The sequence below is a fragment of the Clostridium sp. CMCC3677 genome (assembly GCF_023845585.1).
Classification (GTDB): domain Bacteria; phylum Bacillota; class Clostridia; order Clostridiales; family Clostridiaceae; genus Clostridium; species Clostridium aquiflavi.
In genome coordinates, this window is sequence record NZ_JAMQHS010000002.1 from 316,654 (window position 1) to 333,445 (window position 16,792).

A 16,792-nucleotide genomic window follows, 5' to 3' on the forward strand; every position below is an offset into this window, starting at 1 on the left:
TTTGTTACATTTATTGTCTAAAAAATATATACTTAATAAATTGAAACATTAAATTTTTCAATTTATATAAGAAATAAAAATTCTAATTATTTATTTTCTATAATATTTTCATACTTTTTTATTATTTCATGTTTATTGTTTAGAACCCAATTTTCATCTTGCCTTATTATATTTAACTTATTAAAGTCTTCAAACTTTTCTGACTGTACATCACTTCTTACTGAACGTCTGCAAAGATCTTCACTTACCATAGTTTGTACTTCTTTACTTGTTAAGAAATCAATGAACTTTTTAGCATTCTCCATTTTCTCAGCACCCTTAATTATTGCAACGCAATCCGGATTAGCTATTATTCCTTCTTTAGGATATACTATCTTGACTGGATCATCTGTACTTATATACTTTAATGCACCTTCATATGTTAATCCAACAGTATACTCCCCATCTATTACTTTGTTAAATACAGCTGATGAGCTGTTAAGCATTTTATTCTCTGTATTTCCCAAAAAACTTTCTATATATGGCCAACCCTCATCTGGATTATTATTTCCCATAGCATATAATTGATTAGTTAAGCTTTCCAAAGCTGTTGATGACTTTGCTGGATTGGCTACCGCTATTTTTCCTTTTAGTTCTGGATTTAATAAATCTTCAAAACCATCTATTTTTATATCTTTAGCTAAATCTAAATTTACAATTAATACACTTGGCATTATTGTAAATCTTGTTATTTTTCCATCTGAATTTCTATAATCTTTATATATATTTTCTTCATTTTTTGAAATATATTCTTCTAAAAAATCTGTTCTTGATTTAAGCGCGGCTACAGATCCCCCCCATATAACATCGCCTAAAGGGGCATTATTTTCTTCCTCTATATTTTTAAGTAATTCTCCTGTAGATGCCTTCACAAGATTTACATGAATATTAGTTTTCTTTTCAAATTCACTTATAATAGGATTACTAAATTCCTTAGGATGTGATGTATATATAATTAAATCATTATTTTTATTTGTAATTTTAAATGTATTGCATCCTCCAAATATCCCAATTATGAATATTGATACAATGAATAGTTGTATTATTACTTTATTTTTCATAAAATCCTCCTTTATGATGCGTTAATTATAAGATAGAAATAAATTTTTCACCTTGTAATTTAAATAACATCCTCGAACTATAAAAATTATTAAAACCAAAATCCCCAATAAATAATTTACTTATAAGTATATTATAACATATTATGTATATTTATGGTTTAAAATAAGATTTTTTGATTTACAAAACAACATAAGTAATTATGTCACCTTTTAGTTGAATATTTTTAGATTTTTTTATAAAAAAGAGTTCTTAAACACTTTTTATTTAAGAACTCTACTTATTTGAAACTTTTTGCAAAATTAAAAAAAGAATTTTAACTCAATATTATATTATAAATTTATTAATTTCTTCATTTAATTCTTTAATTGATTGTATTAATTCATCACAAGCTATTCTTATATCTCCACTTGATTCATTAAATTCTTCACCAGTTGCATCAACTTCTTCTGTAGTTGCAGCCAATTCTTCTGAAATAGCTGTAAGATTTTCAAGTGCATGTAATACATCATCTTTTCTTTCATCATTACTATTAGATATATTTAATATTTGTTGTATCTTAGGACTAACTTCTTTTAAAAGTTCTGCAATATTACTAAATGTATCTACTGTTAAGTTTATCTTTTGCTTTTGAGATGAAACTTCTAAATTTATACTTTCTGTAGACTTAATAATATTATTGCTTTCTACAAGCACATTATTAATTATTGTTCCTATTTCCCCAACTGATTCTTGACTTTGCTCAGCAAGTTTCCTTATCTCATCAGCTACTACACTGAATCCTCTACCAGCTTCCCCTGCTCTAGCAGCTTCAATAGCTGCATTTAAAGCAAGTAGATTTGTTTGTTCAGACAATCCATTAATAGTACTTGTAATATTTTTTATAGATGCAATCTTATTATTCATACCACTTATAACTTCATTAAATGATTTTAATGTTTCATCAAAACTATTTAATGAGATATCTAATTCTGAAATACTATTGTTACCATCATCAACTTTGCTTTCAACACTCAAAGAAATTTTTGCAAGATCATTTACGTTTTCGTTCATAAACTCAACATTATCACCAAATTCTTTCATTTGATTATGAACCTTTAAAATTTCTGTTGATTGATTTGTATTAGCTTCTGCTGATTCATGCATTGCAATGGAAATATTTTTTGATCCAGCTGTTATTTGATTTGAAGTCCCTTCAAGCATATCAGATTGGTGTTTTAATACATCCACACTATGCTTTACTGCTTGCACTATATTTACAATAGAATTTTTAGTGACTTGTAACGCTCTATTTATATCTCCAATTTCATCTTCTTTTTGCATTTCCTTTGTATTTAATTCTTCATTAAATATTCCCTTTGATAATACTTCTATACTATTTTTTAATGTCTTTAACCTTTTACCCAAGTTCTCTCCAATAATTATGATAATTATTATTAATATTATTGTTCCAATAGTTGCAATAGTAATAAATAGTTTTATTAATGAATTTAATTCTTTATCTACATACTTTGCATCAACTTCTAATACCATTGTCCACCCTTCTGTTAAATTAACAGGAGCATACGCAATATATTTGTCATCTTCTTTTAAAATATTTGACTTTCCCTCTATAACCTTTTTATAAACATTATGTGCTTCATCTGAAATATCATCAGATTTTAAAAGATTTTTCTTATTTTTAACATCATCTATAAACTCAGATGCAATTACCGTTCCTGTTTTATCTAATATGTATGAAGTTCCCATGTTAAAATATCTTAAACTTTCTATGTCTTTAGATAAAAAGCTACTATCAAAAGTACACGTTAATCCTCCAACAACATCACAACCATTAGTTATAGGTACTGCTAAAAATATTATTTGTTCATCAGTTCCTTTTACAAATGATGGCGAACTTATATAGATTTCTTTATTACTTACTATGGATTTAAAATATTCTCTATCAGCTATGTTATTTGAATAACCATCTGTTGAAATTAAATTTCCATTTAAATCAACAATTCCTATAGATCTTAAATCTAAATCATTAACATATTTAATTAATGTTTTATTTTTTTCTTCTTGTGATACATTTATATCAGAAATTTTATAATCAGCTGCTATTGCTCTTGCAATACTAATTTTGCTGTTTAGTTTTTGTTCTTCTATTTTTGTAGCATCACTTATCATTTTTTCCATACTATTTTGTTTAATATTTACTAAATTTTCTTTTACTATAATAAATGTAGAAAAAAATGCTGCTCCAAATACAACTATGAAACCTAATACTAATTTTTTTAACAAATCATTTTTTATACTTCTATTATTTTTCATATTTATTCCTCCAAATGTTATTTATACCAATACAACCTTACAATTTTAACACTTTTAAAATAGCTAGTCAAATATTTTCAAATAATAAAATCGCACATAAAAAACGTTTTTTGATTAATTTAAGAATAAAATCTTTAGAATAATTATTAATTTCATAAAAAAATAAACGCAATAAAAAAACTACTCAACAATAATTGTTGAGTAGTTCAAATATCTAATAAAAAAATAATTATTTTTTATTTTAGTTCTTAAATGAATGTATAGGCGCCGGAATTCTTCCACCTCTTTGGGCAAATAATTCTGATGAATTTTCATTCACTTTCATTACAGGTGCTCTACCTAAAAGGCCACCAAATTCAACCATATCTCCAACTATGCATCCTGGTGCTGGTATTATTCTAACTGCTGTTGTTTTATTATTTATAACACCAATTGCAGCCTCATCAGCAATCATTGCAGATATTGTAGATGCTGGTGTATTACCTGGAATTGCAATCATATCAAGTCCTACTGAACATACACAAGTCATTCCTTCTAATTTTTCCAAGTTTAATGATCCCTTAATTACAGCTTCAATCATTCCTGCATCTTCAGATACAGGGATAAATGCACCACTTAATCCCCCTACATGGCTACATGCCATAACCCCGCCTTTTTTAACGGCATCATTAAGCATTGCAAGAGCAGCTATCGTTCCATGTGTTCCTACTGTTTCAAGTCCTATTTCTTCCAATATTTCTGCTACTGAATCACCAACTGCTGGGGTTGGTGCTAAAGATAAATCAACTATTCCAAAAGGAACATCTAATCTTCTTGAAGCTTCATTAGCAACTAATTCGCCCATTCTCGTAACTTTGAAAGCAGTTTTCTTTATTGTTTCTGCAACAACATCAAAAGATTGTCCTCTGACTTTTTCTAAAGCTCTTTTAACAACTCCTGGTCCACTTACTCCAACATTTATTATTTTTTCTGCTTCTCCCACTCCATGAAATGCTCCAGCCATAAATGGATTGTCTTCTACTGCATTAGCAAATACAACTAACTTTGCACATCCAAATCCTTTTTTATCTTTCGTAAGCTCTGCTGTTTTCTTTATAATTTCTCCCATATCCCTAACAGCATTCATATTTATTCCTGATTTTGTACATCCAACATTTACAGAGGCACAAACTTTTTGTGTAGTTGCTAATGCTTCTGGAATAGAACTTATTAATATCTTATCTCCCTTAGTACATCCCTTTTGTACTAAAGCTGAAAATCCACCTAAGAAATCTATTCCTAAAGTTTCAGCCGCTTTATCTAAAGTTTGAGCAAATTTCACATAACTTTCTTCATTAGTAGCTCCTGCAATTATAGATATAGGCGTTACTGAAACTCTTTTATTTACTATTGGAATTCCAAATTCAGATTCTATTTGTCTTCCCACTTCTACTAAATGTTCTGCAGATTTTGTAATCTTATCATATATCTTTATTCTAGCTTTTTCTCCATCCGGATCTATACAATCTAATAATGAAATCCCCATTGTTATAGTTCTTATATCTAACTTTTCCTCTTCAATCATCTTTATTGTCTCAAGTATTTTATTAGTATTCATAAGTTTCCCCCCAATTATAGTGAATGCATAGACTTAAAAATTTCTTCTCTTTGAATCTTAACTTCAACACCAAGTTCTATACCTTTAGCATTTAATGCTTTGTGTACGTCTTCAAATTGTGTATTCATATTTTTACAATCTAATGCCATCATCATAGTAAAAAATCCTTGCATTATTGTTTGGTTAACATCTAATATGTTAATATTAAATTCTTGTAGTTTGTTGCTAACCCCTGCAATAATACCAACTTTATCTTCCCCAATTACTGTTAATATTGCTTTCATGCTTATCTTCTCCATTTCATAAATTAATTTTTATTGAATAAATATATATTTACAAATATTTTAAAATAATACTTTAATTCTATATTTTCTTTTATAATTTGTCAATTTTAATATATTTATTAATTTATACCATATTAATCCTATTTATTAATGCATTTTTAATAAATTATTCGTCTTTAGGTTCTTCATTTTCTTTTTCTTTTATACCTTTAGAATATTTTCTACCAATTTTTTTAAACTTTGAAATTAAAATCGAATCTCCTTTTTCCATTGATTTATTTTTTAAAAAGTACATTATTATAGATACCATAATAAATATTAAAAATAATGTTACAATTCCTAATAAACCTTTTACCCTAGAATCTAATGAATTTATTTTTTGATAAATTGGCTTAGACACCTCTTTTTTCATTTTATATGTTTTTATATTTCCATATTGATCTATTACAGCACAATCACCACTAAGTTCATATATTTTTTTTGATGAACTTAAATACTCTAATGAATTTCTTAATATCTCCTCATTTGGTGATGTTATTACAAGCATTGCTTTTTGAAGGTTGTATGGAGATATATCAAGTTGAAAAGTAGAAATTTCACTTGAAAATGGTTCTGTTAAAAATAACTTTTCATTTGATAAAAATTTTGAATATGTTTCATTATACTTAAACCAAAGATTATTATTTAATTTTTTAATAAGCTTATTATTTGCTGGAGTTCCATATACAACTATATTACTATCTTTTTCCTCCCCATTTATTCTTGAACTTCTAATTGTTTTTAAACTTCCAGTATTGTAATATAAATCTTTACCTAAATAAGTAAAAACTCTTCCTATATAAGTTAAATCTTGTGATGTCAAATTATCAGGCAAAACTACTAATGTATCATTATAAGTTCTATCTTTAATAAAAGGTGCTCCATATGTGGAAAAGTAGTAATTATCTATATCAGTTAATCCAGTATATATATACGAGTCTCCACTCACTAAAGCCCAGGGCATTTCTTCTTGTCTTTTTTCGCAGTATGAATTTTCCATTTCTAAATCAAAAGCTATAGTAAGTTCCATGTAACTACTTAATTTAACATCATCTGGTATTGTTAATTCCAATTCGTCACCATTTGCTTTATCTTTTTCTAATTTTTTGCTTCCAATGGGAGTATTGTTCATGTATATAGTTACTAAACTTCTATTGAAATCTAAGTTTTCAGAATATCTCATAAATAATTTTATTTTATCACCAGAGCTTAACACTCTATTTTTAGGTAAACTATAATTTAAAGTAGTACTTCTTCTAAATTGACCTTTTAAATGAATTTCATTACTTCCAATATCCTTGAAAGTTATTCTTCCATTCTCCTCTTTGCTTTTCATTTCTTCTTTTAAGTTTTTATCTACTATAAATGTATCATTGTCTAATTGAAAAACAATATCGTTATTCATAAGTGTTTTTACACCTTTTAAAAGACTTTCATTATTGTTGCTTAAAATAAGTAACATCTTTCTATTTTCATCATTACTATATGGTGAATTCAACACTTTTATAATACAGTCTTCATTTTCCACATTATTTGATAGACTTATTTCTTTAGGAAGAATATCATAATTTCCAATATAAATTACATTTTGAGATTTTTTCTTAAAAAAGTCATCATATTTTAATATTTCTCCATAATAGTCTCCATTTTCATACATCTTTCCTAAGTAAGAATTTAATAATAGTGCAGCACTTAATTCTCCATCACTATACTCGTTTGGTATTACTATGTTTGTAGATACATATTCTTTATCATCTTCCTTTAAATAAGGATATGGAAAATTGGATATTTTATTGTCAGCTATAACATTATTAAAATTAACTTTTACATTTGAATCACCTTTTAAAGTAATCCAATTTGCAATATTAACATCATCTATACACGGTAAATCTGAAATTCTTGAATATGTTTCAACTTTCAATTCATTACTTCCACTTAAAAGTAAATCTTTTGGGATGTTTAGTTTAATATCTTGAATTTCTGTCTTTTTATCATAATATATTTTTTTAGAATAAAAATTAACATTATTAATAGACAGTACTATGTATGCATCTTTTTTACTATCTACTAATTGATTTATTGAAAATTTTATATGTGCTTCAACAAAGTTAACATTCCACCATTTATTAATATTAAAATACCAACTGTGACTTGAAAATACACCTTTAAAGCTTAAATCATTTCCCATTTTATATGTCCTTGTATTAATTGTATTTTCTACATTTATAAAATTCTTAATTGGATCTGCGTTTACTTTGATAGGCAACATATTTACTAAAAGTATAATTACAAAAGTAAAAAATAATAAAAATTTTAATTTATGTAAAATTACCTTCACCTTACTCATATATCAGTGCCTCCTCCAAGTTTAAAACCTTTCAGTTTTATACCATTTAGTTTCTCTTTTTAACAATGAATCTTTTATGTAATTACAAAACCCTATTGCTGCTACAACAGCCCATAATTTACAATAAGTAAAATACATTATAGATATAACCATAATATTTTTTATATTTAATTCTCCCTTTTCTGTTGAAATTGCTATCATTATAGAAAGATTAAACACTAAATACGCCATAATCCACAATATTAACCCATATCCAGTAACATTTATTTGAATTATATCTCCAAATCCTAATAAAAATAACATATCTGAAATAACACTAGCTGATAAAAAGAAAAAATAAATCATCGTGTAATACAATATATCAAATTTAGTTACGCCAAAGCCTGGTTTAAATAAGTATTTGAAATTTTTTATAACTACATAAGTGTTCCCTTTAGCCCATCTGCTTCTTTGCTTAAACCACACATTTAATGTTTGAGGCTCTTGTTCATATGTTACAGCAAGAGGCATAAATTTTATTTTGTATCCCATCATATAAATTCTAAAACTCACTTCTGTATCTTCTGTTATAGCTTTTGTATCCCATCCATTCATTTCTTCCATAATACTTCTTCTCACTACAAAGTTGGTACCTGGAATAGTACAAAGTTTAAACATTTCCCATCGTCCTGCTTGAGCCATCCATTGATACGTTAATGTTTCTATATTTATAAAATTGGTTAATAAGTTTTTATCTTTATTTCTACATCTAAATTTTCCAATAACTGCACCTAATTTATCATCCTCTAACAATGTTTGAACTAAATATTTTAATGCTTTAAAATCCGGAGTATTGTCAGCATCATAAACAGCTAAAATTTCTCCCTTGCTTTTTTCAAGCCCTATATTAAGTGCATTGGATTTTCCCTTTCCACCAGTTATATTATCAGTGTTTATTATTATTAAATTCCTATCTAAAACATTTTCTTTAACCTTTTGTAGTATTTCTGTTGAATTATCACTTGAATTATCGTTTATTATTATAATTTCATATCTATCATGAGGATAATCTAATTCTAGTAATGATTCTACTGTTTTTCTTATAACAATAGCTTCATTATGTGCTGGAACCATAACTGATACAAAAGGGTAGTACTTTAATTTCTCTTTCATTTTTTTATTTTGTACTTTAGAATAGTATATATATCCAAATACAACTAAAATAATATTAACAAATATTATTATCCAAATTATTCCCAGGGAATATAGTGCCATGTAGTCAAATACATTCATAACATTTTCTCCTATTTTAAAAATTTTCTTTTATCAATATTAAAACTTATCAAAACAATTATTATAAAAAGAATTACAACTACGGTACTAATAATCACAAGTATTTTATTTGTTTTATCCAAACTTATATTAACGTCCTTATGCCTCTGATTTTCATATCCATTTACTGCTGCTTTATATTTTTCACTATCAACAAACTGTAACTGTGTAACATTCTTATCATTTAAAAATATTCCATTTTTATTACTCTTTACATTTAAATTATCAATAGTAATACTGCTACTTATATCATCAGTATCTTTAAAATATATATCTTTATCTAATAATTCTTTAACCTTATTCTTAAATTCATTAATAGATAATTTACTGCTTATATTTACAGCTATATTATTATGTAAATTACTTCCATTATCCAAGTTAACTTTTTCAATTATATTCTTATAAGATGGTATATTATATTTATCAAGCTCTAAAATTCCTATATCTATATTAGAATCTATAAAAATAGTATCCGTCTTTTTAAGCAATTCCTTTAAATCATCTCTATAGAGCCAATAATCACTTATACTTATAGCAGTTGGATAAATCCAGTAATTAATATAATTTTTAAATCCTAAATCAACTTTTTCTTCTATATCTTTTCCTTGAACATTTAAACTTACTAATGGTGGAAGAGCTAATACTATTTCTCCACCATTAGCTTGTGCATATCTTAACACTTCAGCAAATCTATTCATAGCAGGTAAATTTTCATTTTTGAATACAGGAAGTACTTCAATAAAAAAACGTATTCCCATTTCTTTTAAATAATCTATTTCTTCAAATAAGATATTAAGATCATTAAAAGGAGTTACTTCATTTAAATAAAAGTATATATTTTCTTCATATTTTTTATTGAAATTTTTATAAATTAAATCATATATTTTAGTATATCTATATTTATCAAAATTTAAATCTTCTAAATATATTAGTTTATTTATATTTAAAAAATCAGCATATGATTTTTTCCCAATCCAAAATATTTCATTCTTATATTTAATTAAATTTTGTTTTAAGGTCTCACTTAAGGTATTTTTACTTAAATTTAGTATAAAAATAGCTTTATACTGTGATAAATCTTCTCCCTCATAAGCTGAGAATCTCGTTATTTCAATATCATCAGCAAATTCTAAACATATTCTATTTAAATAATTTAAAATATTTCTTTTTTCTCCATATTCTTTATAGATATCATATAAGACTAACACTTTTCCTATAGGCTCAACACTATATACATTTTTAATTAAACATAAACTATTTATAAGTATAAAAATTAATACTAATATAATTAATTTCTTAACTTTAAATAGTTTATTCTTGAATGTCATATTCAATTTCCTTTTCAGCTTTTATTAAGAATTCCATAGAATCCTTTATTGATTTATCAAATGTACATGATCCCATTTGAATATCTAACTTTACATTTTTATATAATGAATATTGTATGAAATCGGCATTATTTATATTTTCTCTAAACCTCTTCTTTACAACCTTAGCACCATCTTCATTAGTAATTGTTATAAATGCTAGTGTACTTTCATTTAATATGTACTTTACATCTTCTTCTCTTAAGGCTTTTTTTAATATGTTACATGTTTGAACCAATAATTCTAAATACTTTTTTCTTCCAAGAATTCTTTTTAATTTATCTGCGAATTTAACTTTTACCATTATTAAAGTTAGTGGTAACTTATGTCTCTTGCTTATATTCATATATATTGGTAATTCCATCATAATTGCTTTATCATTTCTTATTCCTGTAGATTCATCAATCATTATAAGTCTCGAATTCTCTTCTTCCAAAGATATCACTTTTTCTTGCAGCGATACTATATTTTTTGACATCAATGAAACTATTAAAGCAGTAATAGGTATTGTTACAATCCAATAATATGTATTAAATTCAACAGTAATATTACCAGTAAGATTCAAGTATAATTTTACACTCATATAAATAAAATCAACTATCAAAGTAACAATTAATGAAAATGTCACATTAGTATAGTAGCTTATAACTGCAATGATCATTATAAGTGTCAGCATAAAGTAATTTTCAAAAGATTGTTGAAAGTTAAAAATATTAAAGCTAATAGATATAATAAAAAAATAAGTTATTAAAAATGTTATTAAAATATCTACCTTTTTTCTAATGTTTATCTCATTCATAATTTAAAACCACCCTGCGATTTTATTGTTTTATTTTCAAAAATTAAACTAAGTATATATATAAATATCAAATCAAATGTCATGTTATACATAAATACATGTTTTGATAAATCTGCATCTCCAGCCCCTATTACAGAAATGATAATTTGTGATATTCCAACTAAAAATACATAAAAATACGTAATTTCTTTAAGCTGAATTTTTTTATTATTATTCTTTATAGCCCTTAAAAATCTATCTATAGATAAATACAAATAAATAGCTATTGTAGATACAGTAAATAGCATATTCTTTGGTATAAATTTTTCTTTAAGTGTACTCCATGTTGCAAAGAAATATGATTTAGCTCCAAAATCTTTGTGCTCACTTTGTTCATAATTTCCAATTACTTTTGGTCTGATTGAATATCCATTGTTGAAACTTATTTTTAATACCTTAATAAATGACTTAGGATGTGTTATATAATACTCTAAAATTTTTCCTAATGAGAATTTTTTATAATAGTCATCTATTAATTCTTCTTCATATGGATCTAATAATTTAATTTCTTCAAAAAAATCTGTTTCTTGCAACAAAGAATATTGTGTACTTATATTAAAATCTTCTAATATACTATCTGGATAATCTTCATTCAATAAAATACCTCTGTTCATAGAATGATATATATTTATGTATTTAAAATCTCCTGTGATTGACTTATAAAATATCCCCGAACTTATTATAAATATTACTGCAAAAATCCATGTTAATACTTTAACTGATTTTTTATTTTCCATATAAATTCCTATTATTATAAAGACAAATGATATAAGAATACCTACTGGTGCTAATTGTTGTTTAGCTCCGAAAAACAAAAATGAGCTTATTCCAAAAGCTGATAAGTTATACCACATAAACTTATCAAATTCTATCATATAAATTAGTAAGCCTATACTCATTAAAAAGCAACATATATTAACACTTTCTCCATAAAAGGAATTATAATATGCTAAATATCCTGTATCACAAAATATTAAAATAGTTATTAAAGTTATTATTAATTTATATTTATTATTATTTATATTATTCACTAATGATTTTACTAATAAGTAAATACCTATAGATTCAATTATCAAAAACATAATAGACATAAATCTTATATCTAAAACATAGTCTTTTGTAAAAAGGCTATCTAAAACAATTGCACTCTTTATAAATATTGATTGAGTTGATATTAGAAGATTAGCATAATCATTATTATATTTATAAATTCCATAATCTTTTATAAAATATCCTAAAAATATTTCATTATAATTTTTATTTAAATGATATGCACCACTTTTATTCATCACTCTGTAAAAATCTCCATTATCAGCCATTCCTATAATAGGCGGTATAAATAATGTTAAAATTCCTATAATTAATACTAAGAAAAATGCGAGCAGTGAATAATTAATCTTATTTATTTTTAAAAGTTTATTATCCTTATACTTAGATGCATCTATCTTTCTTATATTATTCACCTTCTTTTAATATCTAATGTAGTCGTCACTATACTAAATTACTTTTACAGCATGATTATTAATTTGATATATAGTAATTGCATTATTTAAATATACAATTAAAGCATATATCTATATTTTGAAAGTTTAACAAGACTTTTATGTATTTATAGTAAAAATAAAAGAAATAAGTCATCAAAATTAATTGCGACCTATTTCTTTTAATTTTTATTCAATATTATAAATTTATAAAGCTTCATTTACTACATTTTCTATATATTTAGAAAATAACTCCCTATTTGATATTATTTCTTTTTCATTAGAAAGCTTTAACTTTCTAAATCCAAGTTCAATATTTCTTAAGAGCATCTCCATATTTCCACTATGGTTTTCTTGCAAATCATCAAAGTTATCTATCATATAATCTATTGTCTCTAACATATCCCTTACAGAATATTTTTCTGAATAAATTTTCCCTTTTAATTCTATAAAGTACTCTTCTTTAAAATCGCTTAAATTTTCTAATAAATAATCTTTATTTTCCTTTTGCCATACTTCATAATCTTTAATGTACACATCTTCCTTTAGTATGCTTCTTGGTATACTAATAAGTTTTTTAAATTCTGCTTGATTCATATCCCAAATAGTATTTCTAACTTCGCTAATTACCCATCTTATAGTAGATAAATCATAGTCACTTTTTGTAAATTTATCTCCTATCTTATTAAACCTTTTTTTTGTTGATATATGCATAATACCACCTCATAATTTTATTGATTCATTATTTATGATATTCATAAATACTTACATATGATAATAAATTTAATGCTATAACTTACTTGAAAATAGAACAACCCATTATTTTTTCAAATATTAATGTAATTATAAGTAAAATTTTATATAAAAAATATTTAGGCATTTTATGTTCTTCTTGATTTAACATATAGATTATATCTAATATTAAAGAGAAAAAAATAATTATTAGCAAAGATAGATATATAATTTTATTCATTTTACTTTTCCTAAAATAATATTCTTTAATATAATATATGCAATTTTTCATTATAAAATAATTAAATTTACAAATAAAAAATAAAAAAGACATAAAAAAAGATTTATTTTTCATTTTTCATGCCTTTTATTAACTCATTTTATTTAAATGTCTTGTACCAAAATTATTTTTTTATATTTATGTTGTACTAATTTAAATATAGGTAATCCGACTAAAGTTACAACAACAAACTCTCCAATTGCTACTTCTCCTATAGATAATATAAGTGGAATTTGAAGCAAATAATTAAGCATCCATCCTATAATTAAAGCGTTAAATATTGTTGGCCATAATGATGCTATAAATAATGCTTTTTTATTATTTTTAATATATTTCGCTGTGGATGATATGGCTGTAACACTAATCAATGTAGCTAATGTTCCTAAAAATATATCTAACGTGCCATTAGGTCCAAGCATATTTGCTATAAAACATCCTAATGTAAGTCCCCCAATATAAAATGGGTCTACAAAAGCTAATAATACCATTATTTCTGAAATCCTAAATTGAATATTTCCATAACTTATAGGTGCTAATATAAGTGTTAATACTGCATAAATAGCAGCTATAAGTGCTGTTCTAACTAATCGTTTTGTTGTTTTACTACTTTTCATTAAATATCCTCCTAAAAAATTAGTTTAACAACCTCCTAAACTTTCCACTAAGTCTTAATCTATATTGTAGTATAAACACTTCATTAAAACCTATGCGAAATTTAAACAAAACGAGTAACCGTAAGTATAATTAAATCCAGAACAAAATCGCTAAAGCGACTATGAAGCCGTTGATTCATATAAGCATACACCTTCATAACCATACATTCATATAAATCTAGTAGGCGAATATATTCTCTTTTTATTCTTTGTTTTTCTATCTTTATTAGCAAGCTAAATTATAAATGGTACTTAAATTTAATGCTTTTATAATTGTATAAAGAATAAAAAAATCGTAGGATATTAAATCCTACGATAAAAATTCAATAATCTAATAAACCTTTATAAATATATAAAAGTTTATTATTACTAAAAGTTAACCGTAGTTTTATTTAAAGTCAGGAGGCTTTCGAACTGACTATATTAAATTATAACAAAATTTTAGAATTATTACAATGTGAAATTATTTGTTATATCCACTCTTATTATTTGTATGCCATACCCAAGCATCTTCTATAATCTTAGTTATATTAGTTCTACTTGGATTCCATCCTAATATTTCTCTTGCTTTATCTGAAGAAGCAACTAACTTACTTGGATCTCCTGCTCTTCTTGCTCCTATTTGTGCTGGAATAGGGTGTTTTGTAACTTTTCTTGCAGATTCAATTATTTCCTTAACAGAAAATCCTTGACTACTTCCAAGATTAAATATGTTACTGTCTCCTCCATTTAATAAATATTTCATTGCTAAAATATGTGCTTCTATTAAATCTTCAACATGAATATAATCTCTTACACAAGTACCATCTTCAGTATCATAATCTTCACCATATATTGTTATAAACTCTCTTTTTCCAAGAGCTACTTGAAGTACTATTGGAATCAGATGTGTTTCTGGATTATGATCTTCTCCAATAACGCCACCTTCTCTTGCTCCAGCAACATTAAAATAACGAAGTGATACATATTTTATTCCATAAGCCTTATCACACCATTTCATTATTTTTTCCATGGTAAGTTTTGTTTCACCATATGGATTTGTAGGACAAGTTTCCATTTCTTCCGTTATTGGAATTTGCTTTGGTTCACCATAAGTAGCTGCTGTTGAAGAAAATACTATGTTCTTAACATTGAATTCATTCATAACTTCTAGTAAAACTTGTGTTCCTTGAACATTATTGTTGAAGTATTTAAGAGGATTCACCATAGATTCCCCTACCAAAGAATTTGCTGCAAAATGAATTACTGCTTCAAAAGATTCTTTTTCAAAAACCCCTCTTAAAAATTCCTTGTCCCTTATATCACCTTTATAAAATTTAGCTTTTTTATTCATTGCATCTTCATGTCCAGTTAGTAAATTATCTACAACTACAACATCATAATCACTATCTATTAATTGGCTTACTGCATGAGAACCAATATATCCTGCTCCACCTAAAACTAAAATACTCATTTTCAACCTCACTCCTATAAATTGCCAAATACTAATTTAACTATGTTTTATCAAAATATTGATATATTTAAAACAAAACCTTTTATGTAAATTATACATTGCTACTTAATTTATATATAATATGTTAATCTACAATTTATATTATATTCCTTTTTAATTACAAAATCATCACATAAAACATAAGATTTTATTAAGTATTTTATAACTTTTCAACTTCTTCTTGAATTTTTTGCATTTTTAAATCTGTAGCTGAAATTATATCAGCACATTCTTTTAAGTCTGCTCTTATGTGTTTTGGAGTATCTTCTCCTTTTTTATAATAAAGTTTATGTTCTAAGCTTGCCCAAAAATCCATGGCAATAGTTCTTATTTGGACTTCAACCTTTACATTTTCTATATGATCTGAAAAATAAATTGGAACTTCTAATACCATATGTAAACTTCTGTATCCATTTTCCTTAGGATTTTTTATATAATCTTTTTCTTCTACTAGTCTTATATCATTTTGACTTCTTAACATGTTAGCAATTTCATATATGTCGCTTACAAAGGAACATACAACCCTTACTCCAGCTATGTCATTTAAATTTTCTCTTGCCGATTTAATACTCACATCAAATCCTCTACGCTTAAGCTTTTCTAATATGCTTCTAGGTGATTTAACTCTAGATTTCATATATTCTATAGGATTTCTTTTTCTTCTTATTTTAAATTCAAAATCTAAAATATCTAATTTAGTTTTAATTTCTTTTATAGCAGAACTATATATCATTAAAATTTCTTGAACTTCATCTAATTTTTCTTCTACATTTTCACTTGATATAGTTAAATTTCCACAATCAAAAAATATTTTATCATTCTCTCTTAAGCTGTTCATGATTATGTCATCCCCCTTTAGTATACTAAATAAACCTCTACAATAAATATGTTAACATATTCATTGTAAAAATCAATCTTTTAAAATTATTATAACTTTTAAGTAATTAAATTTACATA

The 16,792-nt window shown here is 25.2% G+C and carries 13 protein-coding genes; all 13 read right to left on the bottom strand.

Annotation, left to right across the window (positions count from 1 at the left end; translation table 11 throughout):
• Positions 1-86: 86 nt before the first annotated feature.
• A complete protein-coding gene (locus tag NG901_RS03450; RefSeq protein WP_252212346.1) occupies positions 87-1,100 on the bottom strand; it encodes an extracellular solute-binding protein in 1,014 nt (337 codons plus the stop codon).
• A gap of 325 nt (positions 1,101-1,425) precedes the next feature.
• Complete coding sequence (locus tag NG901_RS03455; RefSeq protein WP_252212347.1) at positions 1,426-3,414, bottom strand: methyl-accepting chemotaxis protein; 1,989 nt, start codon at positions 3,412-3,414, stop codon at positions 1,426-1,428.
• A 241-nt stretch (positions 3,415-3,655) separates the two neighbouring features.
• Complete coding sequence (locus NG901_RS03460; RefSeq protein WP_252212348.1) at positions 3,656-5,011, bottom strand: PFL family protein; 1,356 nt, start codon at positions 5,009-5,011, stop codon at positions 3,656-3,658.
• Between the two features lie 14 nt (positions 5,012-5,025).
• On the bottom strand, positions 5,026-5,295 hold the full coding sequence (locus NG901_RS03465; RefSeq protein ID WP_252212349.1) for an ACT domain-containing protein: 270 nt from the start codon (positions 5,293-5,295) through the stop codon (positions 5,026-5,028).
• A 166-nt stretch (positions 5,296-5,461) separates the two neighbouring features.
• Positions 5,462-7,681 (bottom strand): cellulose biosynthesis cyclic di-GMP-binding regulatory protein BcsB, encoded by a 2,220-nt coding sequence (locus tag NG901_RS03470; RefSeq protein ID WP_252212350.1) that lies wholly within the window; start codon positions 7,679-7,681, stop codon positions 5,462-5,464.
• 21 nt (positions 7,682-7,702) lie between these two features.
• A complete protein-coding gene (locus tag NG901_RS03475) occupies positions 7,703-8,953 on the bottom strand; it encodes a glycosyltransferase family 2 protein (RefSeq protein ID WP_252212351.1) in 1,251 nt (416 codons plus the stop codon).
• 11 nt (positions 8,954-8,964) lie between these two features.
• Entirely contained in the window at positions 8,965-10,320 is a 1,356-nt protein-coding gene (locus tag NG901_RS03480; RefSeq protein WP_252212352.1) for a DUF2334 domain-containing protein, read from the bottom strand.
• Positions 10,304-11,158 carry a GGDEF domain-containing protein gene (locus tag NG901_RS03485; RefSeq protein WP_252212353.1) on the bottom strand — a complete coding sequence of 285 codons (855 nt, stop codon included), beginning with the start codon at positions 11,156-11,158 and terminating at the stop codon, positions 10,304-10,306. The genes NG901_RS03480 and NG901_RS03485 overlap by 17 nt, the downstream gene beginning before the upstream one ends.
• Positions 11,155-12,660 (bottom strand): YfdI family membrane protein, encoded by a 1,506-nt coding sequence (locus NG901_RS03490; RefSeq protein WP_252212354.1) that lies wholly within the window; start codon positions 12,658-12,660, stop codon positions 11,155-11,157. The genes NG901_RS03485 and NG901_RS03490 overlap by 4 nt, the downstream gene beginning before the upstream one ends.
• 225 nt (positions 12,661-12,885) lie before the next feature.
• Positions 12,886-13,392, bottom strand: a complete 507-nt coding sequence (locus tag NG901_RS03495) for a hypothetical protein (RefSeq protein ID WP_252212355.1) — start codon at positions 13,390-13,392, stop codon at positions 12,886-12,888.
• Positions 13,393-13,794: 402 nt separating this feature from the next.
• Positions 13,795-14,304: a QueT transporter family protein gene (locus tag NG901_RS03500; RefSeq protein ID WP_252212356.1), complete on the bottom strand. Its 510-nt coding sequence runs from the start codon at positions 14,302-14,304 to the stop codon at positions 13,795-13,797.
• A 502-nt stretch (positions 14,305-14,806) separates the two neighbouring features.
• A complete protein-coding gene (gene galE, locus NG901_RS03505; protein ID WP_252212357.1) occupies positions 14,807-15,796 on the bottom strand; it encodes a UDP-glucose 4-epimerase GalE in 990 nt (329 codons plus the stop codon).
• A 199-nt stretch (positions 15,797-15,995) separates the two neighbouring features.
• Positions 15,996-16,673 carry a GTP pyrophosphokinase gene (locus tag NG901_RS03510; protein WP_252212358.1) on the bottom strand — a complete coding sequence of 226 codons (678 nt, stop codon included), beginning with the start codon at positions 16,671-16,673 and terminating at the stop codon, positions 15,996-15,998.
• Positions 16,674-16,792 lie beyond the last annotated feature (119 nt).

Bases quoted from the DNA above. Each gene is read 5' to 3' on its own strand.
- NG901_RS03510 (WP_252212358.1), bottom strand. From the start codon at position 16,673: ATGAACAGCTTAAGAGAGAATGATAAAATATTTTTTGATTGTGGAAAT.
- galE (WP_252212357.1), bottom strand. From the start codon at position 15,796: ATGAGTATTTTAGTTTTAGGTGGAGCAGGATATATTGGTTCTCATGCA.
- NG901_RS03485 (WP_252212353.1), bottom strand. From the start codon at position 11,158: ATGAATGAGATAAACATTAGAAAAAAGGTAGATATTTTAATAACATTT.
- NG901_RS03500 (WP_252212356.1), bottom strand. From the start codon at position 14,304: ATGAAAAGTAGTAAAACAACAAAACGATTAGTTAGAACAGCACTTATA.
- NG901_RS03480 (WP_252212352.1), bottom strand. From the start codon at position 10,320: ATGACATTCAAGAATAAACTATTTAAAGTTAAGAAATTAATTATATTA.
- NG901_RS03465 (WP_252212349.1), bottom strand. From the start codon at position 5,295: ATGAAAGCAATATTAACAGTAATTGGGGAAGATAAAGTTGGTATTATT.
- NG901_RS03455 (WP_252212347.1), bottom strand. From the start codon at position 3,414: ATGAAAAATAATAGAAGTATAAAAAATGATTTGTTAAAAAAATTAGTA.
- NG901_RS03460 (WP_252212348.1), bottom strand. From the start codon at position 5,011: ATGAATACTAATAAAATACTTGAGACAATAAAGATGATTGAAGAGGAA.
- NG901_RS03470 (WP_252212350.1), bottom strand. From the start codon at position 7,681: ATGAGTAAGGTGAAGGTAATTTTACATAAATTAAAATTTTTATTATTT.
- NG901_RS03475 (WP_252212351.1), bottom strand. From the start codon at position 8,953: ATGAATGTATTTGACTACATGGCACTATATTCCCTGGGAATAATTTGG.
- NG901_RS03495 (WP_252212355.1), bottom strand. From the start codon at position 13,392: ATGCATATATCAACAAAAAAAAGGTTTAATAAGATAGGAGATAAATTT.
- NG901_RS03450 (WP_252212346.1), bottom strand. From the start codon at position 1,100: ATGAAAAATAAAGTAATAATACAACTATTCATTGTATCAATATTCATA.